Source organism: Nocardia rhizosphaerihabitans (assembly GCF_014646295.1).
GTDB lineage: Bacteria > Actinomycetota > Actinomycetes > Mycobacteriales > Mycobacteriaceae > Nocardia > Nocardia rhizosphaerihabitans.
In genome coordinates this window covers 752930-772654 of record NZ_BMNE01000001.1, presented here as the reverse complement: position 1 = coordinate 772654, position 19725 = coordinate 752930, and the positions used below count along the sequence as shown (strand labels likewise).

Sequence of the window (19725 nt, the reverse complement as noted above, 5' to 3'; positions counted from 1 at the left end):
ACGTCCCGCAACGGCCGACCGGTGACGGGAGCAACGCGGCGCACGGCTACGCCGCCGACGGTCGCAACAGCACTGCGGTCCGCTCCTCGGGCTTGCGATGCCGAGACGGTGGACTCCGCGTCGTGCACGGTTGTTCCGGCGCGGGGATTACCGCACGTTGCGCGGGCGGAACTGGATGCTGATGCGCGGGCCGACCGGCCGGGACGTCTTGGGTACCGCGTGCTCCCAGGTGCGCTGGCACGCGCCGCCCATCACCAGTAGATCGCCGTGGCCCGCGGTGAATCGCACGCTGGCGCCGCCGCCGCGTGGCCGCAGCAGCAGTGCGCGTGGTGCGCCGACCGAGACGATCGCGACCATGGTGTCGTGGGTGGCGCCGCGGCCGATCGTGTCGCCGTGCCAGGCGACGCTGTCGCGGCCGTCGCGGTAGAAGCACAGGCCCGCGGTGCGGAACGGCTCGCCGAGTTCGGCGGCGTAATGGCTGGTCAGGGTCTCTCGTGCCGCGACCAGGATCCGGTCGGGGAGTGGGTCGTTCTCGCCGAAGAACGACACCAGCCGGGGCACGTCGACGACCCGGTCGTACATGGGCCTGCGCTCGGCGTGCCACGGGACGCGTTCGGCCAGGCGCTCGAAAAGAATGCTCGCGCCGCTCAGCCAGCCGGGGAGGACATCCACCCAGGCCGTCGCGTCGAGCTGGGTGCGCCGGATCGTCTCGATCGAACCCAGCGCAACCGCATCACCGTCGAACAGTGAACCTTGCAGGGGCAGCGACATGCCAGCCAGTCTAGCGCCTGTTCGAATGTATGTTCGATAGCGTGGCGGGGTGAATCAGTCGGCGGGCTTGCCGAACCAGCGCGCGAGGTGGTCGTCGAGATCTTGCTGGTGCTCGCCGATCCAGGCGACGTAGCCGTCGGGCCGGAGCAGGAAGGCCGGAACATCCAGTGCCGCAGTGGGATCCGCGAGAAGGTCGACCCGGTCCGTCCAGCCCTCGACGGTCAGGCGTTCGGTGCGATCGAGCACCAGGCCGCGGCCGCGGTGCAGTCGCTCGTAGAGACGTCCCTTCTTCAGGTCGATATCGCGCAGGCGGCGTCCGAGCAGGTCAGGGCCTTCGCCGAAGTCGTAGCGGATGCCGGTCGCGGCGATCTTCTCGATCAGATGGCGGTTCACCTCGTCGAAGTCCATCAGTTCGGTGAGCAGTCTGCGCACGGCCCGCGCGCCCGGTTCGGTGGACGACAGCTGCACCTGGGCGCGGGTGTTGTCCAGTACATCTGCGGCGACCGGGTGACGTTCGCTCTGGTAGGTGTCGAGCAGTGTTTCCGGCGCCCAGCCGCGGATCTGCGCGGCCAGCTTCCAGCCGAGGTTGACCGCGTCCTGAACGCCCAGATTGAGGCCTTGACCGCCGGCGGGCGGGTGGATGTGCGCCGCATCGCCGGCCAGCAGCACCCGCCCGACCCGATACCGCTCCGCCAGCCGGGTGGCATCGCCGAAGCGGGACAACCAGCGCGGGGAGTGCACACCGAAATCGGTTCCGGCGATCGCGCGCAACCCCTGCTGGAAATCCTCGAAGGTGGGCTCCGCGCGACCCTCGCTGACTCCCACGGCGGGGACGACGACGCGATAGATCCCCTCGCCGAAGGGTCCGAGGCTGAATGCCGGAGTGGTCGCGCGGATTTCGGTCACCTTGGCGGCGATCTCCTCCAACGGCATACCCACTTCCATCTCGCCCATCAGCGTCTCGGTCCGCGAGGGCTCGCCGGGGAAGCCGACGCCGAGCAGTTTGCGCACCGTACTGCGCGCGCCGTCACAGCCGACGAGGTACCGCGTCCGCAGCCGCTCCCCGTCGGCCAGTTCGACGGTCACGCCCTCGTCGTCTTGCTCGAAACCGGCCACCGCACAACCGCGCCGGATCTGCGCACCCAGTGCGATCGCATGCTCTGCGAGCAGATGCTCGGCGACCGGCTGCGGGATCCCCAGCTGGTAGGCGTGGGTGGAATCCAGGCCGTCGGGCGCGGGTGTGGCGATGGCGGCGAAGATGCCGCCGACCGGACGCTGACGTCCGCGTTCGAGAAAGCGATCCAGCAGTCCACGCATCGCCATCAGCTCGAGACTGCGCATATGCAGGCTGACGATGCGGACGAACGACGACGCCGGCTCGGGCTCCTTCTCCAGGACGAGGACCCGCATATCGTGCAGCCGCAGCTCTGCGGCCAGCATCGCACCGGTGGGCCCGCATCCGGCAATGATCACGTCGAACATGAACCACCTCTTCGCTGAATCCGGATTTCCGCAGGTCCGGGCATCGGCTGCCCATTGTGCGGGAGCCCCGGGTCCAGCCACAAGCGATATTTCGAGGGGTGTTCTGTGAACCGCGAATTCGGCGACGGCCGCGTCGCGCAGGAGAAGGGGAATCGGAACGTCCAGCGCTCCTTGCCCCTTCCAAGGTATAGCCCACCCGGGGGCTTGCGGCAAGGCCCCGGGTGTCCTGCACAATCGCACGTCGATGTTCGGACCAGCGAAATACGGGAGTAACGCAGTGCGTGAGATGAAGACCGACGTGATCGTTGTCGGCGCGGGCCCTGCCGGACTGATGCTCGCCGGGGAGCTGTCCCTGGCCGGTGTGCGGCCCGTGGTGCTGGAGCGGCGTGCGGAGCCGGGCACCGCACACAAGGCCAGCGGCCTGGGCGGCCGCATCCTGGATGTGCTGCGATACCGCGGCCTGCTCGACCGCTTCGCCGCGGTGGGCAGCCCGATCCCGGCGCCGATCTTCCCCTTCGGCGGCATGCAAGTCGATTTCACCAGCCTGGCCGACGGCCCCATGGACGCGATGGGGATTCCCCAGGCGCGCGTCGAGGAGCTGCTCGCCGAGCGCGCCGTCGAACTCGGCGCCGAGATCCGCCGCGGGCACGAGGTGGTCGCGGTGAGCCAGGACGACAGCGCGGTGACCGTGGACGTCGAGGGTCCCGATGGGCCGTACCGCGTGAGCGCGCAGTACCTGGTCGGTTGCGACGGCGGGCGCAGCCGGATCCGGGAACTGGCCGCGATCCCGTTCCCCGGCAACACCTTTCCCGAGGTCAACCGCCTCGGCGTGGTCGCGGTGCCGGACTCGGTCACCGTCCTCGACGACGGCGGCCTCGACGTGCCGGGCCACGGCCCGATCAGTCCCGGTTTCACCCGCACCGGTCGCGGCGTCTTCGCGATAGGCCCGGTCGACCCGGCGGTGCGCACGATGTTCTTCCAGACCACCGAGGACGACCTCACCGAATACGACAACGACGACCCCATGACCCTCGCCGAACTCGGTGACAGCGCCCGCCGTGTGCTCGGCGCCGAGCTGCCGCTCGGCGAGCCGATCCGGTTGTCCCGCTACCAGTTCCAGGCCCGGCGGGCCGATCGCTACCGGGCAGGCCGGATCCTGCTCGCCGGTGACGCCGCCCATCTACTCCCCGCCACCGGCACCGCGCTCAATGTCGGCATGCTCGATTCGGTCAACCTGGCGTGGAAACTGGCTGCCACCGTGCAGGGTTGGGCGCCGACCGGGCTGCTCGACACCTACCACGACGAACGGCACGCCGCGGCAGGCCGGGCGCTGCAGCAGACTCGCGCTCAGGCGGCGCTGCGCCGCGGCCAGGACGAGGCCACCGACGCCCTGCGCGCGGTGTTCCAGGAGCTGCTTGCCGACGAACCCGCGCTGCGCCGCCTGGCGGGCATGATCTCCGCGGGCGACGTCCGCTACCCGATGCCCGGCGCCGACCCGCACCCGCTGGCAGGCGCCTTCGCCCCCGACCTCACGCTGTTCACGGAGGCAGGCACGACCAGCGTCGCGGAACTCCTGCGCACCGCCAGGCCCGTCTTCCTCGACCTCGCCGATCGCGCGGACCTGCGGGAACTCGCCAGGGCGCGGGAGCCGCGGATCGAGATCGTCACCGCCAAGACCGAGGATCGTCCGGCCGACGCGCTGCTCATCCGGCCCGACGCCTTCGTCGGCTGGGCCGCGGCCGTCGACGAAGCCGCCGACACCGCGACCCCGGCCTTGCGGGACGCGCTCGACCGCTGGGTAGGACAGCCCTGACGAAGCGGTCGCGGATCAGCGGGCGACGGCGGTCGCCTGTTCGATCCGCGACAGCTTCTCGGGATTGCGCACCACATAGAGACCGGTGATCGACCGTCGTCGATCCGCGTCGCGACGACGCTGTCGACGACCCCGTCGATCCGGATGACCAGTGCGGGAGCGCCGTTGATCTGCGCCAGCTCGGTCGACACCTGGCCGCCGACCCGGGGCAGCCCGGCAGCCATCAGCCGGGCGACCCGGTCGGCGCGTCACGAATGCCTCGGTCGCTGGGTCCATTCCTTCGGTCATGGGTGGTCCTGTCTGTCGATGGCTGTTGTGCCCATGAGACGCCGCGCCGCGCCGTCGTGTGACATTTCGGGGGAGTGGGCTGGGTCACGTCCCGTTCTCGCGTTGAAATCCTGAATCGGCTGTGGATTACTCCTGGAGTGAGCGCGATCTCTGCGACCGAGCGGCCCAGCCGTGCCGTGCTGCCCGGCTGGTCGGTGCCGCTGGTGTTCGTCGTCGCCGCGACGTCGCAGTATGTCGGTGCGGCACTGGGCGTTTTCCTGTTCGACACCACCGAACCGGCGACCGTCGCGTGGCTGCGCGCCGCGGCCGCCGGCGTGGCGCTGCTGGCCTGGCGGCGGCCGTGGCGCAGCCGGTGGACGCGGCGGGGGATCGCGGTGGCGGCCGGGTTCGGCATCGTCACCGTGTCGATGAACATCGTGTTCTACGAGGCTATCGCGCGGATTCCGCTGGGCACCGCGGTCGCCATCGAATTCCTCGGTCCGGTGGCCGTGGCCACGCTCGGCTCGCGCCGGGCCAGGGATCTGCTCGCGGTGGTACTGGTCGCCGTTGGGGTGGTGTTGCTGGCCGGGGTGCAACTCGATGTCGAGCCGGTCGGGGTGGGGTTCGCGGTCGCCTCGGCCGTGCTGTGGGCCGGCTACATCCTGGTCGGCAAGCGGGTGGCCGACGCGGGTGACGGCCAGGATTCGCTCGCCGTCGGCATGGCGGCCGCGGCGGTGCTGCTGGCCCCGGTCGTGCTGATTCCGCAGGTGGCGATCGACGCGTCGGTCTTCGCCGATCCCCGCACCTGGCTGCTCGGGCTCGGCGTCGGCGTGCTGTCGAGCGCGGTGCCCTACGCGCTGGATCAGGTGGTGCTGACCGCGGTCGGACGGGCGCGGTTCGCGTTGCTGCTCGCCCTGCTCCCGGCCACCGCGGCCGTCGTCGGCGCCCTCGCGCTGAGCCAGCGGCTCACCGTGCCGGAGCTGGCGGGTATCGCGCTGGTCATGCTCGCCTTGACGGTCAGCGCCCTGCCCACCCGTCAGCCCGCGCCGGAACCGCCCGCGCCGCTGTAGCGCGGAAGAGGACTTGACCCTTACGTTGCGTGAGGGTCGACGATGCCCGTATGAATACACCGTTTCCCGCATTCGAGATCAGCCCGGTCCCCGTTCCCGGCCCCGATGCCGTGGCTCCCGAACCGTTCCACGGCCTCTACGGCATGCCGATGTTCGTCACCGTGCCGTCGGCCGATCTGACCGTGTCGACGGACTTCTGGGTCCGCGCGCTCGGCTTCTTCGACCTGTTCTCCGTCCCCGGTCAGTTGACCCATCTGCGCCGCTGGGCCTTTCAGGATGTCCTGCTGGTCGCGGGCGAACAGCAGGACGACACACCCGCCATAACAGTGAGTTTCTCCTGTGTACTCGGTGAGATCGACGCGATCGCCGCCGCGTGCGACGCGGTGTCACCCGGCTGCACGACCGGACCGAGGCTGATGCCGTGGAACTCGATCGAACTGGAAGTCCGCACCCCGGAGAACATCCGGGTCGTCATGACGGCCGCGCGGCCATGGGACCCCGACAGCCCGGAAGCCGCGCACCTGCGCTCGATCGGCATCGACGCGCCCGAGCAGTGACGGTCATCGGGCACGGCACACTGGACGCCGTGTCCGAACCGCTCACCGTCGGCGCCGCCGCCGAACTGCTCGGCGTCACGACGCGCACGCTGCACCATTGGGACGCGGTCGGGCTGGTGCACCCGTCCGACCGCACCGCCGCCGGCTACCGCCTGTACACGGCGGTCGACCTGGCCCGCGCCCAGCGCGTGCTCGTCTACCGGGAACTGGGCGTGGCACTGGACGAGATCGGCGACCTGCTGGACGCGCCCGCCGCCGACGCCATGGCCACCCTGCGCCGCCAACGCGAGGCACTGCACGCCAAGACACTGCGCCTGCAGCGGATGACCGCGGCCATGGACCGGATGATCGAGGCCAGAGAATCGGGCATCCTGCTGTCCGCGCAGGAACAGGTCGCGATCTTCGGTGCGGACTGGCAGCCGTCCTGGGTGGACGAGGCTCGCGAACGGTGGGGTGACACTCCTCGGTGGGCCCAGTACGCCGAGCGCGCCGCGGCCAGGTCGGCGGGAGAGTGGCAGCGCATCACCGACGATACCGCCGCCCTGCACGCCGACTTGGCCGAGGCTCTGCGCGCGGGCGTCACCCCCGGCAGCCCCCGCGCCGACGCACTGGCCGAACGGCATCGCGCTTCGATCGCCGTCTACTTCGACTGCACCCACGCGATGCAGGTCTGTCTCGGGCGGCGCTATGTGGCCGACCCGGACTACACCGCGTTCTACGACGCCATCGAGCCTGGGTTGACCGCCTGGCTGAGTGCGCTCATCGACGCCAACGCGCGGGCGCACGGTATCGACCCGGAGACTGCGACCTGGGCGTAGTGCGCCGAATGAGCTGTCACAGTGATGATCCCGTGGGTTGTCTATGAAGTGGGCTGCGGCTGTCGCACCGGAGTTCGTAGACGACGCTCCTCGGCGATGACCTCGTCTGAGGTGGACCAGCTCGGGTAGCCCGTGGCGGCCGCACGGCCGGATGTCGCGCCGTCACCCGGTGAAGCCGAACAAAAGCGCGGCGACGACCAGCGCGGCGAGAGCGCCCACGTCGACCCGTGCCACCCGCTTGGTCGGGGCGCCGAGATCACCGAGGCCGACCACGGCGGCGAGCACGAGAAACGAACTGGTGCTGATGATTCCGGCCGCGATGGTCACCCCGCGCACCGACGGCACGAACGCGCCGACGATCAATCCGATCCCGACCAGGGCGAGCAACACCGCACGATGGCGCAGCAACAGCTCGAGATCCCGGTTCGTGATCGCGGTGCCGTAGACCGCCGCCGCGCGCCCCGGCGCCAACGCGACCACACCCGGCACCACATGCACCAGGCCCACACCCACCAGCAGCACCCCGCCGACAATTTCTCCGACCATGTCCCCGCCTTCGTTCGACACCTGTCGTGCAAGCATTGCGGGCATGGGCGCAGCGCCACTTCCGGAAACGTGCCGTCCTCCGGCGACGGTGTGGCTGGGGGCCGGGCACGCCCTCTACCTCGGCCCGTCGCTGCGACTTGACCGGCATTCCGGATCCGTGGCGTGCCTGGCGGTCGGGCTCGACACACCGTTCACGGTGCACGCCGACGCGATCGGCGCCCGGACGGTCCGCACTGTGCTGGTCCCACCGCGCACTCCGCACCGCATCGTCGCCGACGGGCGAATGCTGTTCTGCTACCTCGACTCCGGCTCACCACGCGCCGCCGCCTGCCGGGACCGGATGCTCGAACAGACAGGCGGTTTCGGCTTCGACCACGTCGAGGAGACCACACTGATCCGCCGTGCCGCCGACTCCGCGCCCGCCGCCGTCCTCGATCTCGCCTGCGGCGCGCGCACACCCGACATCGATCCACGGATCGCCACAGCGACTGCCATCCTGTGCGCCGATCCCGCCGCCGCGATCTCCGCAGATCAGCTCGCCGCCGCGGTCCACCTGTCGAAATCCCGCCTGCTGCACCTGTTCTCGGCCCAGGCAGGAACCACCTTCCGGCGCTACCGGGTGTGGGCCCGCATGCTCGCCGTCGGCCGGGCGGTCGCCGACGGCGCCGATCTCACCACCGCCGCCGCGAATGCCGGTTTCGCCAGCCCCTCCCACTTCAGCGACACCTTCCACGCCATGTTCGGCCTCACCGCCGCCGACCTGCTCGGCGCCGGCGCCCGCATCATCGTCGACGATCCGGGCTTGCTTCTCCCCCAAGAGGAGACGGCACGCTGAGCGCCACGGACACGCTGTTCACGATCGGGGAGATCACGCCTCAGCTTCCCTGGGTCAGATAGTTGTGGATCTCGTGGATGGTGACGGTGGGCTGGGTGGTGATGCCGACCTCCTGGGACAGCGGCCCGATGGTGTTCTGGGCGAACTCCTGGAACTGGCCCGCGGACTCCCACACATCGGTGACATGAAACCCGTCGTCGGTCTTCCTGGCCAGATGAAAGATCAATCCCGGCCCGCCGGTACCTCCGGGCTTGAACCCCATCTTCGCCAAGATTTGGTCATACTGCTCCATCGTCGTGCCGGGGAAATCGAGTTCGACAGCAACAGCCATCACGTCATCTCCTTGCCGAAAGGTGCGGAAGATTCCGCGAAATCGCCCGCCCGCGGTCAAGATCCAGCGGTCGAGCAGGAGAGGAGCGACTGACAGGGCCCGGCTCATCGAGAGGGGGTCGCGATAGAGCACCGTGACCCGGCGCTCCGATCGGGCCACGCTTGCGCTGAACGGCGGCACCACATCCGCTCTACCGGCTGTGGTGCGCATCACAGTGTAGTCGGCGCTCCGGTGGCCGACAAGACGGAGCCGATCGCACCGTGGCTGGAAACCGCCGCGCTCGCAGGGCTTTCGATCGGCCTGTGATCGCCGCCGCACCCACGCTCGCCATGCGGGGTCCGTGGCGGCGCTCACAGGCGGGACGACCTGGTCAGAGGTGGGTTCGGACGCTGATAAGGTGGAGCCCGAGTTAGGCATCCTTTAACGGACCGTCCGGTGAGGCGGGGAAGGAGGTCGGCATGGCTGTGCCCGAACGGGCGGCCAAAACCGGCGCGGGCGAAACATCGCAGCGGCACACTCCCGAGTGGGTGGCAGCCGGGCGCGAGCTGTTGTCGCCATCGGACGTGCACCGGACCGTCGCGCGCATCGCGCATCAGATCATCGAGAAGACCGCCCTGGATTCCGGCGATGCCGACGCACCGCGGGTGGTTCTCATGGGCATCCCGACCCGCGGCACCACGCTGGCCAACCGGCTCGCGGCCAAGATCGAGGAGTTCTCCGGCGTGCGGCCCGCGCTGGGCTCGCTCGACATAACCCTCTACCGCGACGACCTGCGCAGCCGTCCGCACCGCCCGCTCGAGCGCACCTCGGTGCCCGACGGCGGCATCGAGAACGCCCTGGTCGTCCTCGTCGACGACGTGCTGTTCTCCGGCCGCACCGTCCGCTCGGCCCTCGACGGCCTGCGCGACCTCGGCCGCCCCCGCGCGGTGCAGCTGGCGGTGCTCATCGACCGCGGCCACCGCGAACTGCCGATCCGCGCCGACTACGTCGGCAAGAACGTGCCGACCTCGCGCGCCGAGGACATCTCGGTCCTGCTCACCGAACACGACGGACACGATGGTGTGTATCTGCACCAGGAGGCGCAGGCGTGAAACACCTACTGACGGTCGCCGATCTCGATCGAGGCACCGCCACCGAACTCCTCGACGAAGCCGAGCGCTTCGAACAGGCCCTGCTCGGGCGCGAGGTGAAGAAGCTGCCGACCCTGCGGGGCCGCACCGTGATGACGGTGTTCTACGAGAACTCCACCCGCACCCGGGTGTCCTTCGAGGTCGCGGGTAAGTGGATGAGCGCCGACGTGATCAACGTCAGCGCCTCGAGCTCCTCGGTCTCCAAGGGCGAATCGCTGCGCGACACCGCGCTGACCCTGCACGCGGCAGGCGCCGACGCGCTGATCGTGCGCCACCCGGCCTCCGGCGCCGCGCACCAGATCGCGCGCTGGATGGAACAGTGGGCGCGCGAGGAGAACCGCGCCGCGCCTTCGATCATCAACGCCGGTGACGGCACCCACCAGCACCCCACCCAGGCGCTGCTCGACGCGCTGACCCTGCGTCAGCGCCTCGGCGACATCGAGGGCAAGCGGATCGTGCTGGTCGGCGACATCCTGCACAGCCGGGTCGCCCGCTCGAACGTCTTCCTGCTCGACACCCTCGGCGCCGAAGTGGTGCTGGTCGCGCCGCGCACCCTGCTGCCGGTGGGCGTGGAGAGCTGGCCGTGCCGGGTCGCCACCTCCCTCGACGCCGAACTGCCCGGCGCCGACGCGGTCATGATGCTGCGGGTGCAGGCCGAGCGGATGAACGGCGGCTTCTTCCCGTCGGCCCGCGAATACTCGATCAACTACGGACTGTCCGAGCGCAGGCTCGGCGTGCTCGGCGACGACGCGGTGGTGCTGCACCCCGGTCCCATGCTGCGCGGCATGGAAATCGCCTCGGCGGTCGCCGATTCGCCGAAAGCGGCGGTCCTGCAACAGGTGACGAACGGAGTGCACATGCGGATGGCCGTGTTGTTCCGGCTGCTCGTCGGCACCCAGGAGGTGGCGGCGTGAGTGAACTGCTGATCAAGAATGTGAAGCCCTACGGTGAGGGCGAGCCGGTCGACGTGCTGGTGCGCGGCACCGTCATCGCCGAGATCGGCACCGGCATCGAGGCGTCGGCCGACGCCGAGGTGATCGACGGCAACGGCCAGATCCTGCTGCCCGGCTTCGTCGACCTGCACACCCACCTGCGTGAGCCCGGCCGCGAAGACACCGAGACCATCGAAACCGGTTCGGCCGCAGCCGCACTCGGCGGTTACACCGCGGTGTTCGCGATGGCCAACACCAACCCGGTCGCCGACTCGCACGTCATCACCGATCACGTGTGGCGGCGCGGCCAGGAGGTCGGCCTGGTCGACGTGTTCCCGGTCGGCGCGGTCACGGTCGGACTCGAAGGCAAGCAGCTCGCCGAGATGGGCACCATGGCCGCAGGTGTCGGCCAGGTGCGGATGTTCTCCGACGACGGCCACTGCGTCTACGACCCGCTGATCATGCGCCGCGCCCTCGAATACGCGAACTCCCTCGGCGTGCTCATCGCCCAGCACGCGGAGGAGCCGCGGCTGACCAAGGGCGCCGTCGCGCACGAGGGCCCCAACGCCGCCCGCCTCGGCCTGGCCGGGTGGCCGCGCGCCGCCGAGGAGTCGATCGTCGCCCGCGACGCGCTGCTGGCTCGCGACGCCGGCGCCCGCGTGCACATCTGCCACGCCTCCACCGCAGGCACCGTCGAACTGGTGAAATGGGCCAAGTCCCAGGGCATCTCGATCACCGCCGAGGTCACCCCGCACCACCTGCTGCTCGACGACTCGCGCCTCGAGACCTACGACGCGGTCAACAAGGTCAACCCGCCGCTGCGCGAGTCCGCCGACGTCGCCGCCCTGCGTCAGGCACTGGCCGACGGTGTCATCGACTGCGTCGCCACCGACCACGCCCCGCACGCCGAGCAGGACAAGTGCTGCGAGTTCGCCGCCGCCCGCCCCGGCATGCTCGGCCTCGAGACCGCGCTGTCGATCATCGTCCAGACGATGGTCCAGCCCGGCCTGCTCGACTGGCGCGGTGTCGCGCGGGTGATGAGCGAGAAGCCCGCCGCGATCGTCGGCCTCGACGACCACGGCCGCCCGATCGCCGTCGGTGAACCGGCCAACCTGACGCTGATCGACCCCGACGCCGAGTGGACGGTGCACGGCGCCGAACTGGCGAGCATCTCGAACAACACGCCGTTCGAGGACATGACGTTCCCGGCCCAGGTGTCAGCCACCGTGCTGCGCGGCCGGGTAACTGCCCGCGAGGGCAAGGCTGCCGGGATCTAGGAGGGCCAGGAACGTGGAAAGAACTCTGTGGGTATTGGGGTGTCTGGCCCTGTTCCTCCTGTGCCTGTGGCTGATGTACCGAGCCTGGCAGAAGAAGGCCGCGCGACAGCAGGCACGGATCGGCGAACTGCCGACGGTGCCCGCCGAGCTGGGCGCGCAACTACTGGAACCGACCACCGGCCTCTACCTGGGCAGCACCATCGCGCCCAGCTGGCAGGACCGGATCGCGGTCGGTGACCTGGGATTCCGGGCGACCGCCGAACTGACGCGGTTCGAACGCGGAATCCTGCTCGAACGCGACGGGGCGACGCCGATCTGGATTCCGCAGGAATCCGTCACGGCCGTGCGCACCGAACGCGGACACGCGGGCAAAGTGATGACAGAGAATGGTGTGCTGGTAATTCGCTGGACACTGCCGACCGGAACCGAGATCGATACCGGATTCCGGGGCGACGACAAGACGGTGTACCCGGCATGGACCGCGGATGCGACCAGGGCGACGACGGGAGACGACGAATGAGCAAGACCAAAGCAGCTCTCGTGCTGGAGGACGGCCGCGTGTTCCGCGGTACCGCCTTCGGCGCCGAGGGCCAGACCCTGGGCGAGGCGGTGTTCTGCACCGCGATGACCGGGTACCAGGAGACCCTGACCGACCCCAGCTACGACCGCCAGATCGTGGTGGCCACCGCCCCGCAGATCGGCAACACGGGCTGGAACGACGAGGACGACGAGTCCGGCAAGATCTGGGTCGCCGGCTACGCCGTGCGCGACCCCTCGCCGATCTCCTCCAACTGGCGCGCCACGGGCACGCTGCAGGATCAGCTCGACAAGCAGAACGTGGTCGGCATCGCCGGCATCGACACCCGCGCGGTCGTGCGCCACCTGCGCACCCGCGGCTCGATGAAGGCGGGCATCTTCTCCGGCGCCGCCCTCGCCGGTGACGACGAGCTGCTGGCCCGGGTCAACGGCCAGCCCTCCATGCTCGGCGCGGACCTGGCCGAAGAGGTCAGCACCGACGGCATGTACACGATCGAGCCGGTCGGGGACCACCGCTTCACCGTCGTCGCGGTCGACCTGGGCATCAAGACCAACACCCCGCGCATGTTCGCCGAGCGCGGTGTGCGCACCCACGTGGTGCCGTCGAACACCTCCCTCGACGACATCCTGGCGCTGAACCCCAACGGTGTGTTCCTTTCGAACGGCCCCGGCGACCCGGCCACCCAGACCGGCGCGATCGCGCTAACCCAGGGTGTGCTCGAGCGCGGGATCCCGCTGTTCGGAATCTGCTTCGGCAACCAGATCCTGGGCCGGGCGCTGGGCCGCGACACCTACAAGATGAAGTTCGGTCACCGCGGCATCAACATCCCGGTGGTCGAAGAGGGCACCGGCCGCATCTCCATCACCGCGCAGAACCACGGGTTCGCGTTGGAAGGCGAGAAGGGCGAGGTGTTCGACACCCCGTTCGGCAAGGCCGAGGTCTCCCACATCTGCGCCAACGACGGCACCGTCGAGGGTGTGCGACTGCTCGACGGTCGCGCCTTCTCGGTGCAGTACCACCCCGAGGCCGCCGCAGGCCCGCACGACGCCGCATATCTGTTCGACCGTTTCGCCGGTCTCATGGAAGGAGCCTGATGCCTCGCCGCGAGGATCTGAAGCACATCCTGGTGATCGGCTCTGGCCCGATCGTGATCGGCCAGGCGTGCGAGTTCGACTACTCCGGTACCCAGGCGTGCCGAGTGCTGCGGTCCGAGGGACTGCGCGTATCGCTGGTGAACTCCAACCCGGCGACCATCATGACCGACCCCGAGTTCGCCGACTCCACCTACGTGGAGCCGATCACCCCGGAGTTCGTCGAGAAGGTCATCGACAAGGAACGCCCCGACGCCATCCTGGCCACCCTCGGCGGGCAGACCGCGCTCAACACCGCGGTCGCCCTGCACGAGCGTGGTGTGCTGGAGAAGTACAACGTCGAGCTGATCGGCGCCGACTTCGACGCCATCCAGCGTGGTGAGGACCGGCAGAAGTTCAAGGACATCGTCGCCAAGGTCGGCGGCGAAAGTGCCCGCAGCCGTGTCTGTTACACCATGGACGAGGTCCGCGAGACCGTCGCCGAGCTCGGCTTCCCGGTCGTGGTGCGCCCGTCGTTCACCATGGGTGGCCTGGGTTCGGGCATGGCCTACAACGACGAGGACCTCGATCGCATCGCCGGTGGTGGCCTGGCCGCCTCGCCGACCGCGAACGTCCTGATCGAGGAGTCCATCCTCGGCTGGAAGGAATTCGAGCTCGAGCTCATGCGCGACGGCCGCGACAACGTGGTCATCGTCTGCTCGATCGAGAACGTCGACCCGATGGGTGTGCACACCGGTGACTCGGTCACCGTCGCCCCCGCGATGACGCTCACCGACCGCGAATACCAGAAGATGCGCGACCTCGGCATCGCCATCCTGCGCGAGGTCGGCGTCGACACCGGCGGCTGCAACATCCAGTTCGCGGTCGACCCGAAGGACGGTCGCCTGATCGTCATCGAGATGAACCCCCGCGTCTCGCGCTCCTCGGCGCTGGCATCGAAGGCCACCGGCTTCCCGATCGCCAAGATCGCCGCCAAGCTGGCCATCGGCTACACCCTCGACGAGATCGTCAACGACATCACCGGCGAGACCCCGGCCTGCTTCGAGCCGACCCTGGACTACGTCGTCGTGAAGGCGCCGCGGTTCGCGTTCGAGAAGTTCCCCGGCGCCGACGCCACCCTGACCACCACCATGAAGTCGGTGGGCGAGGCGATGTCGATGGGCCGCAACTTCTCCGAGGCCCTCGGCAAGGTGCTGCGCTCGCTCGAGACCAAGGCAGCCAGCTTCTGGACCACCGACGACGGTCAGTGGGCGCCGAAGGACCCGAGCGATCCCGCGTCGGTGCGCGAGGCGATCGAGGCCATCCTCGCCGACCTGCGCGTGCCCACCGAAGGCCGCATCTACCAGGTCGAGCGGGCCCTGCGCTACGGCGCGAGCATCGAGGAAGTCGCGCTGGCCTCCGGCGTGGATCCGTGGTTCGTCGCCGAGGTCGCCGGACTGGTCGCGCTGCGTCAGGAAGTCCTGGACGCGCCGGTCCTCGACGAGGACCTGCTGCGCAACGCCAAGCACTACGGCCTGTCCGACCGTCAGCTCGCCGCCCTGCGGCCCGAGCTCGCGGGCGAGGCGGGTGTGCGCTCGCTGCGCCACCGTCTCGGCGTGCGCCCGGTGTACAAGACCGTCGACACCTGCGCCGCGGAGTTCGAGGCCAAGACGCCGTACCACTACAGCTCCTACGAGCTGGATCCCGGCGCGGAGTCCGAGGTCGCGCCGCAGCGTGAGCGCGACAAGGTGATCATCCTCGGCTCGGGCCCCAACCGCATCGGTCAGGGCATCGAGTTCGACTACTCGTGTGTGCATGCGGCGCAGACCCTGTCGGCCGCGGGCTACGAGACCGTCATGGTCAACTGCAACCCCGAGACCGTCTCCACCGACTACGACACCGCCGATCGTCTCTACTTCGAGCCGCTCACCTTCGAGGACGTCCTCGAGGTGTACCACGCCGAAACCGAGTCGGGCACCGTCGCCGGTGTGATCGTGCAGCTCGGCGGCCAGACCCCGCTGAGCCTGGCGCAGCGGCTCACCGACGCCGGCGTGCCGGTCGTCGGCACCTCCGCGGCCGCGATCGACCTGGCCGAGGACCGTGGCGAGTTCGGTGACGTGCTCGTCGCCGCCGGACTGCCCGCGCCCAAGTACGGCACCGCCACCACGGTCGAGCAAGCCAAGAAGATCGCCGCCGAGATCGGCTACCCGGTGCTGGTGCGCCCGTCCTACGTGCTGGGCGGCCGCGGCATGGAGATCGTCTACGACGAGACCTCGCTCGAGGGCTACATCTCCCGCGCCACCGAGCTCAACCCCGAGCACCCGGTGCTGGTCGACCGCTTCCTGGAAGACGCCATCGAGATCGACGTCGACGCCCTGTGCGACGGCGAGGAGGTCTACCTCGGCGGCGTGATGGAACACATCGAGGAAGCCGGTATCCACTCCGGTGACTCCGCCTGCGCGCTGCCCCCGATCACCCTGGGCCGCAGCGACATCGAGGCCGTGCGCCGCTCCACCATCGCGCTGGCCAAGGGCATCGGCGTGAAGGGCCTGCTCAACGTGCAGTACGCCCTCAAGGACGACATCCTCTACGTGCTCGAGGCCAACCCCCGCGCGAGCCGCACGGTGCCGTTCGTCTCCAAGGCGACCGCGGTGCCGCTGGCCAAGGCGTGCGCGCGCGTCATGCTCGGCGCCACCATCGCCGACCTGCGCAAGGAAGGCATGCTGCCGCCCGAGGGCGACGGCGGCCACGTGCCGCTGGACGCGCCGGTCGCGGTGAAGGAAGCCGTGCTGCCCTTCCACCGGTTCCGTCGCGCCGACGGCTCCGGCGTTGACTCGCTGCTGTCGCCGGAGATGAAGTCCACCGGCGAGGTCATGGGCATCGACGCCGACTTCGGCACCGCCTTCGCCAAGAGCCAGGCCGCCGCCTACGGCTCGCTGCCGACCGAGGGCACCGTGTTCGTCTCCGTCGCCAACCGCGACAAGCGCGCCATGGTGTTCCCGATCAAGCGCCTGCACGACCTGGGCTTCCGCATCCTCGCCACCGAGGGCACCGCGGAAACCCTGCGCCGCAACGGCATTCCGTGCGAGCAGGTGCGCAAGCACTCCGACCCGGAAGCCACCGATCCGGCGACGGGCATGCCGGAGGCCTCGATCGTCGAGCAGATCCGCGACGGCGAGATCGACATCGTGTTCAACACCCCCTACGGCAACTCGGGTCCCCGCGTGGACGGCTACGAGATCCGCACCGCCGCGGTGGGCGCGAACATTCCGTGCATCACCACCGTGCAGGGCGCGGCCGCGGCGGTGCAGGGCATCGAGGCGAGCATCAACGGCGGCATCGGCGTGCGCTCGCTGCAGCAGCTGCACTCGGTGCTGCGTGGCTGACGTGCACAGCTTCGGTCACCGGTTGCAGCACGCCATGCGGGAATTCGGCCCGCTGTGCGTCGGCATCGACCCCCACCCCGGCCTGCTCCGGGCGTGGGGGCTCACCGAGGACGTCGACGGGCTCGAGGCGTTCGCCGAGATCTGCGTCGAGGCCTTCGACGGCCGCGTCGCCCTGGTCAAGCCGCAGGTCGCGTTCTTCGAGACCTACGGCTCCGGCGGTCTCGCGGTGCTCGAACGCACCATCGAGGTGCTGCGCGCCTCGGGCACCCTGGTGCTGGCCGACGCCAAGCGCGGCGACATCGGCTCCACCATGGACGCCTACGCCCACGCCTGGCTCGGTGACGGGCCACTGGGTTCGGACGCGGTGACGGTCTCGCCGTACCTCGGTTTCGGGTCGCTCGATCCGGCGCTGAGCCTGGCCCAGGCCAACCATCGCGGGGTGTTCGTGCTCGCGGCGACATCGAATCCCGAAGGGGCGCAACTGCAGCGGATCACCGCCGCGGACGGGCGCACGATCGCTCAGACGATGGTCGACCACGCGGCGGCGCGCAACGCGGGCCACGGTTTCGGCTCCGTCGGCGTGGTCGTCGGCGCGACGCTCACCGAGGCGCCGGACCTGTCCTCGCTCAACGGGCCGATCCTGATGCCCGGTGTCGGTGCGCAGGGCGGGGGAGCGGACTCCATCCGCGCCCTGGTCCCCGAAGCGAACCTGGCCGCCGTGGTGCCCAATGTGTCGCGCGAGGTACTCAACGCGGGCCCGTCGGTGACGGCGCTGTGCGACAAGATGGCTCAGCTGCAGGAGGAGTTCGCCTTCCTGCAGGGCTGACGACAACGCGACAGGCCGGGGTAGCGAAACGCTGCCCCGGCCTCGTCGTTTTCACTGGTCGCGTCCCACGATCAGGCAAGACAGTACGTCGCCGTGACCGTGGCGAACAGCGACAACGCGTCCGACGAAGCCGCCGAGCCAAGGACCATCGTCAGCGAACGGCCGTCGGTCGAGCGGAACGCATACGAGACGTAGCCGAGCAGCTCACCGCCGTGACCCCACAGATCGGCACCGCACGGTGGGGCGAAGCGCTGCAGTCCGAGGCCGTAGTGGAAGCCCATGCCCATCGGGACGGTCTCGCGCATCCGGTCCAGCGAGGCGGGGCTGATCAGCCGGCCACCCAGCAACGCGGCGAAGAACGCGTCGAGATCGGCTGTGGTGGAAATCATTTCGCCTGCCGCCCAGTCCAGCGCCGGGTTCATCTCGGTCACGTCCACCCGGCCCGCGCCGTCGATATCCCGATGTGCGGTGAGGGCGGGTGCGGGGATGCGGGGGTCGTCGCCGGGCACGGTGGTGGCGGTCAACCGCAGGGGAGTGAGGACGCGGTCGCGGATCTGGTCGCCGTAGCGGTGCCCGGTCACGTGCTCGATGAGCAGGCCGAGCGCGATGTAGTTGGTGTTCGAGTACCGGAAGCGGGCGCCCGGCGCGAAATAGGGGTCGTGGCGCACCGCGGTGGCGAGCAGGTCGCGGGGAGCGTGACTGCGAAAACGGTCGGCGCCGCGCCACCGGTTCGTCGACATGCCGGGTTCCTTCATGTAGTCGTAGAGCCCGCTGGTGTGATTCATCAACTGCCGCACCGTGATCCGGTCCCCGCCGGGAATCGGGTCGGGCAGCTGTGCGGCGATCGAACCGTCCAGGTCGACCTTGCCTTCGTCGACCAGTTGCAGCACGACGGTGGCGACGAAGGTCTTGGTGATGCTGCCGATCCGGAATCGGCTGTCCGGGTCCGGCGTGGACTGCCCGCTGCCGCCGTACTGCCACCGGCGCTGTCGCTCCCCGTCGGAGACCCGCAGCACCACGTCGGTGTCGTTCCAGCGCGCACTTGCCTCGACCGTGTCCCCGACGACTTGCCAACGCGCCGTCACGAGGACGGTGGCGGCCACCGACGTGGCCGTCAGTACGGTGCCCAGAACGACCACAGAGGAACGAAACAGTTTCTGTCGCATAGGTTTCGACGCTAGGCACGCTCCGCGGCGACCACGAGGGTGCACGCCCCGCAGTCGGGGTGCGGAAAACCCCACCCCTCGACTGCGGTCGAACCCCGCCGACCGGGTGGTTGACGCTACTGATCGCCAGGCGCCCGGTTCCTAGCGTCGAAAGCATGGAAACGACAGGCACTTCGACCGAACTCACCGGCATCGCGGGATGGGCGGTCGAGCTGATGGAACAGCTCGGCGGCCTCGGCGCAGGCATCGCCATCGCCCTCGAGAACCTCTTCCCGCCGCTGCCCAGCGAGGTTATCCTGCCGCTGGCGGGCTTCACCGCGAGCCGCGGCCGGTTCAGCCTCGCCGAGGTCCTGCTGTGGACGACACTCGGCTCGGTCGTCGGCGCCCTCGCCCTCTACGGCTTCGGCGCAGCCCTCGGCCGCGACCGCCTGCGCCGCATCGTCGACCGCCTGCCCCTGGTTCGCCTGTCCGACCTGGACCGCACCGAAGACTGGTTCGCCCGCCACGGCGACAAGGCCGTGTTCTTCGGCCGGATGATCCCCATCTTCCGCAGCCTGATCTCGATCCCCGCCGGCATCGAACGGATGCCCCGCGCCCGCTTCACCCTGCTGACCACCGCGGGCAGCCTGCTGTGGAACACCGTGTTCGTGCTCGCGGGGTTCGCTCTCGGCGAGAACTGGCACCTCGTCGAGACCTACGCGGGCATCCTGCAGAAGGCCGTGCTCGTCGCCGTGCTCGTCGCCGTGTCCGTGTTCGTCATCCGGCGTCTGCGTCAGCCGCGGGCGCAGTCGACCGCCGGGCGATGAGATCCCCGCGCAGGCCGAACCGGCCCGACCGCGGTGTGACTACCTGTCGTCGGGTCCAGATGGTCGGTGTGGCCGGGGCACGCGAGAATTAGGCGATGAGCACA

At 69.6% G+C, this 19725-nt stretch carries 18 protein-coding genes; 13 read left to right on the top strand and 5 right to left on the bottom strand.

From position 1 onward, the window contains the following. Window positions 1-147: 147 nt before the first annotated feature. Window positions 148-771: an alpha-ketoglutarate-dependent dioxygenase AlkB gene (locus tag IEY60_RS03430; RefSeq protein WP_189023650.1), complete on the bottom strand. Its 624-nt coding sequence runs from the start codon at window positions 769-771 to the stop codon at window positions 148-150. Window positions 772-825: 54 nt separating this feature from the next. After that, a complete protein-coding gene (rox, locus tag IEY60_RS03425) occupies window positions 826-2253 on the bottom strand; it encodes a rifampin monooxygenase (protein ID WP_189023649.1) in 1428 nt (475 codons plus the stop codon). Window positions 2254-2539: 286 nt separating this feature from the next. On the opposite strand from rox, the gene IEY60_RS03420 reads away from it, so the two are divergent. The 4 genes from IEY60_RS03420 (at window position 2540) to IEY60_RS03405 (ending at window position 6778) form a co-directional block, all read left to right on the top strand. Then, on the top strand, window positions 2540-4066 hold the full coding sequence (locus tag IEY60_RS03420; RefSeq protein WP_189024871.1) for an FAD-dependent monooxygenase: 1527 nt from the start codon (window positions 2540-2542) through the stop codon (window positions 4064-4066). A gap of 425 nt (window positions 4067-4491) precedes the next feature. Then, a complete protein-coding gene (locus tag IEY60_RS03415) occupies window positions 4492-5403 on the top strand; it encodes an EamA family transporter (RefSeq protein WP_189023648.1) in 912 nt (303 codons plus the stop codon). Between the two features lie 50 nt (window positions 5404-5453). Continuing rightward, complete coding sequence (locus IEY60_RS03410) at window positions 5454-5960, top strand: VOC family protein (RefSeq protein ID WP_189023647.1); 507 nt, start codon at window positions 5454-5456, stop codon at window positions 5958-5960. 29 nt (window positions 5961-5989) lie between these two features. After that, window positions 5990-6778, top strand: a complete 789-nt coding sequence (locus IEY60_RS03405; protein ID WP_229739511.1) for a MerR family transcriptional regulator — start codon at window positions 5990-5992, stop codon at window positions 6776-6778. A 162-nt stretch (window positions 6779-6940) separates the two neighbouring features. Here IEY60_RS03405 and IEY60_RS03400 read toward each other — a convergent pair whose 3' ends face one another. Next, window positions 6941-7324, bottom strand: coding sequence for a phosphopantetheine adenylyltransferase (locus IEY60_RS03400; RefSeq protein WP_189023645.1), 384 nt, complete (start codon window positions 7322-7324; stop codon window positions 6941-6943). A 43-nt stretch (window positions 7325-7367) separates the two neighbouring features. On the opposite strand from IEY60_RS03400, the gene IEY60_RS03395 reads away from it, so the two are divergent. Continuing rightward, a complete protein-coding gene (locus IEY60_RS03395) occupies window positions 7368-8159 on the top strand; it encodes a helix-turn-helix domain-containing protein (RefSeq protein ID WP_189023644.1) in 792 nt (263 codons plus the stop codon). Between the two features lie 40 nt (window positions 8160-8199). Here IEY60_RS03395 and IEY60_RS35475 read toward each other — a convergent pair whose 3' ends face one another. Continuing rightward, window positions 8200-8700: a hypothetical protein gene (locus tag IEY60_RS35475; RefSeq protein ID WP_229739510.1), complete on the bottom strand. Its 501-nt coding sequence runs from the start codon at window positions 8698-8700 to the stop codon at window positions 8200-8202. A 248-nt stretch (window positions 8701-8948) separates the two neighbouring features. Here IEY60_RS35475 and pyrR point away from each other — a divergent pair, with 248 nt between their 5' ends. Genes pyrR through pyrF form a run of 7 tightly spaced genes read left to right on the top strand, consistent with a single transcriptional unit; the run spans window position 8949 to window position 17649 of the window. Beyond that, window positions 8949-9581: a bifunctional pyr operon transcriptional regulator/uracil phosphoribosyltransferase PyrR gene (gene pyrR, locus IEY60_RS03385; protein ID WP_229739509.1), complete on the top strand. Its 633-nt coding sequence runs from the start codon at window positions 8949-8951 to the stop codon at window positions 9579-9581. Continuing rightward, entirely contained in the window at window positions 9578-10534 is a 957-nt protein-coding gene (locus tag IEY60_RS03380; protein ID WP_189023643.1) for an aspartate carbamoyltransferase catalytic subunit, read from the top strand. Before pyrR ends, IEY60_RS03380 begins: the two co-directional genes overlap by 4 nt. Further along, window positions 10531-11829 carry a dihydroorotase gene (locus IEY60_RS03375; protein WP_189023642.1) on the top strand — a complete coding sequence of 433 codons (1299 nt, stop codon included), beginning with the start codon at window positions 10531-10533 and terminating at the stop codon, window positions 11827-11829. Before IEY60_RS03380 ends, IEY60_RS03375 begins: the two co-directional genes overlap by 4 nt. Window positions 11830-11842: 13 nt before the next feature. After that, window positions 11843-12349, top strand: coding sequence for a PH-like domain-containing protein (locus IEY60_RS03370; protein ID WP_189023641.1), 507 nt, complete (start codon window positions 11843-11845; stop codon window positions 12347-12349). Next, window positions 12346-13461 (top strand): glutamine-hydrolyzing carbamoyl-phosphate synthase small subunit, encoded by a 1116-nt coding sequence (gene carA, locus IEY60_RS03365; RefSeq protein WP_189023640.1) that lies wholly within the window; start codon window positions 12346-12348, stop codon window positions 13459-13461. The genes IEY60_RS03370 and carA overlap by 4 nt, the downstream gene beginning before the upstream one ends. Next, the gene (carB, locus tag IEY60_RS03360) at window positions 13461-16823 is read left to right on the top strand and encodes a carbamoyl-phosphate synthase large subunit (RefSeq protein ID WP_189023635.1); all 3363 of its coding nucleotides are present in this window, start codon (window positions 13461-13463) and stop codon (window positions 16821-16823) included. The genes carA and carB overlap by 1 nt, the downstream gene beginning before the upstream one ends. A gap of 1 nt (window position 16824) precedes the next feature. Continuing rightward, the gene (pyrF, locus tag IEY60_RS03355; RefSeq protein WP_189024865.1) at window positions 16825-17649 is read left to right on the top strand and encodes an orotidine-5'-phosphate decarboxylase; all 825 of its coding nucleotides are present in this window, start codon (window positions 16825-16827) and stop codon (window positions 17647-17649) included. 71 nt (window positions 17650-17720) lie between these two features. On the opposite strand, the gene IEY60_RS03350 is transcribed toward pyrF, so the two are convergent. Beyond that, window positions 17721-18788 carry a serine hydrolase domain-containing protein gene (locus IEY60_RS03350; RefSeq protein ID WP_229739508.1) on the bottom strand — a complete coding sequence of 356 codons (1068 nt, stop codon included), beginning with the start codon at window positions 18786-18788 and terminating at the stop codon, window positions 17721-17723. A gap of 182 nt (window positions 18789-18970) precedes the next feature. Here IEY60_RS03350 and IEY60_RS03345 point away from each other — a divergent pair, with 182 nt between their 5' ends. Then, a complete protein-coding gene (locus IEY60_RS03345) occupies window positions 18971-19621 on the top strand; it encodes a DedA family protein (protein WP_189023626.1) in 651 nt (216 codons plus the stop codon). The last annotated feature ends 104 nt before the right edge of the window (window positions 19622-19725 follow it).

Bases quoted from the DNA above. Each gene is read 5' to 3' on its own strand.
- IEY60_RS03345 (WP_189023626.1), top strand. From the start codon at position 18,971: ATGGAAACGACAGGCACTTCGACCGAACTCACCGGCATCGCGGGATGG.
- IEY60_RS03395 (WP_189023644.1), top strand. From the start codon at position 7,368: ATGGGCGCAGCGCCACTTCCGGAAACGTGCCGTCCTCCGGCGACGGTG.
- IEY60_RS03420 (WP_189024871.1), top strand. From the start codon at position 2,540: ATGAAGACCGACGTGATCGTTGTCGGCGCGGGCCCTGCCGGACTGATG.
- IEY60_RS03430 (WP_189023650.1), bottom strand. From the start codon at position 771: ATGTCGCTGCCCCTGCAAGGTTCACTGTTCGACGGTGATGCGGTTGCG.
- carA (WP_189023640.1), top strand. From the start codon at position 12,346: ATGAGCAAGACCAAAGCAGCTCTCGTGCTGGAGGACGGCCGCGTGTTC.
- IEY60_RS03400 (WP_189023645.1), bottom strand. From the start codon at position 7,324: ATGGTCGGAGAAATTGTCGGCGGGGTGCTGCTGGTGGGTGTGGGCCTG.
- carB (WP_189023635.1), top strand. From the start codon at position 13,461: ATGCCTCGCCGCGAGGATCTGAAGCACATCCTGGTGATCGGCTCTGGC.
- IEY60_RS35475 (WP_229739510.1), bottom strand. From the start codon at position 8,700: ATGCGCACCACAGCCGGTAGAGCGGATGTGGTGCCGCCGTTCAGCGCA.
- pyrR (WP_229739509.1), top strand. From the start codon at position 8,949: ATGGCTGTGCCCGAACGGGCGGCCAAAACCGGCGCGGGCGAAACATCG.
- rox (WP_189023649.1), bottom strand. From the start codon at position 2,253: ATGTTCGACGTGATCATTGCCGGATGCGGGCCCACCGGTGCGATGCTG.
- IEY60_RS03410 (WP_189023647.1), top strand. From the start codon at position 5,454: ATGAATACACCGTTTCCCGCATTCGAGATCAGCCCGGTCCCCGTTCCC.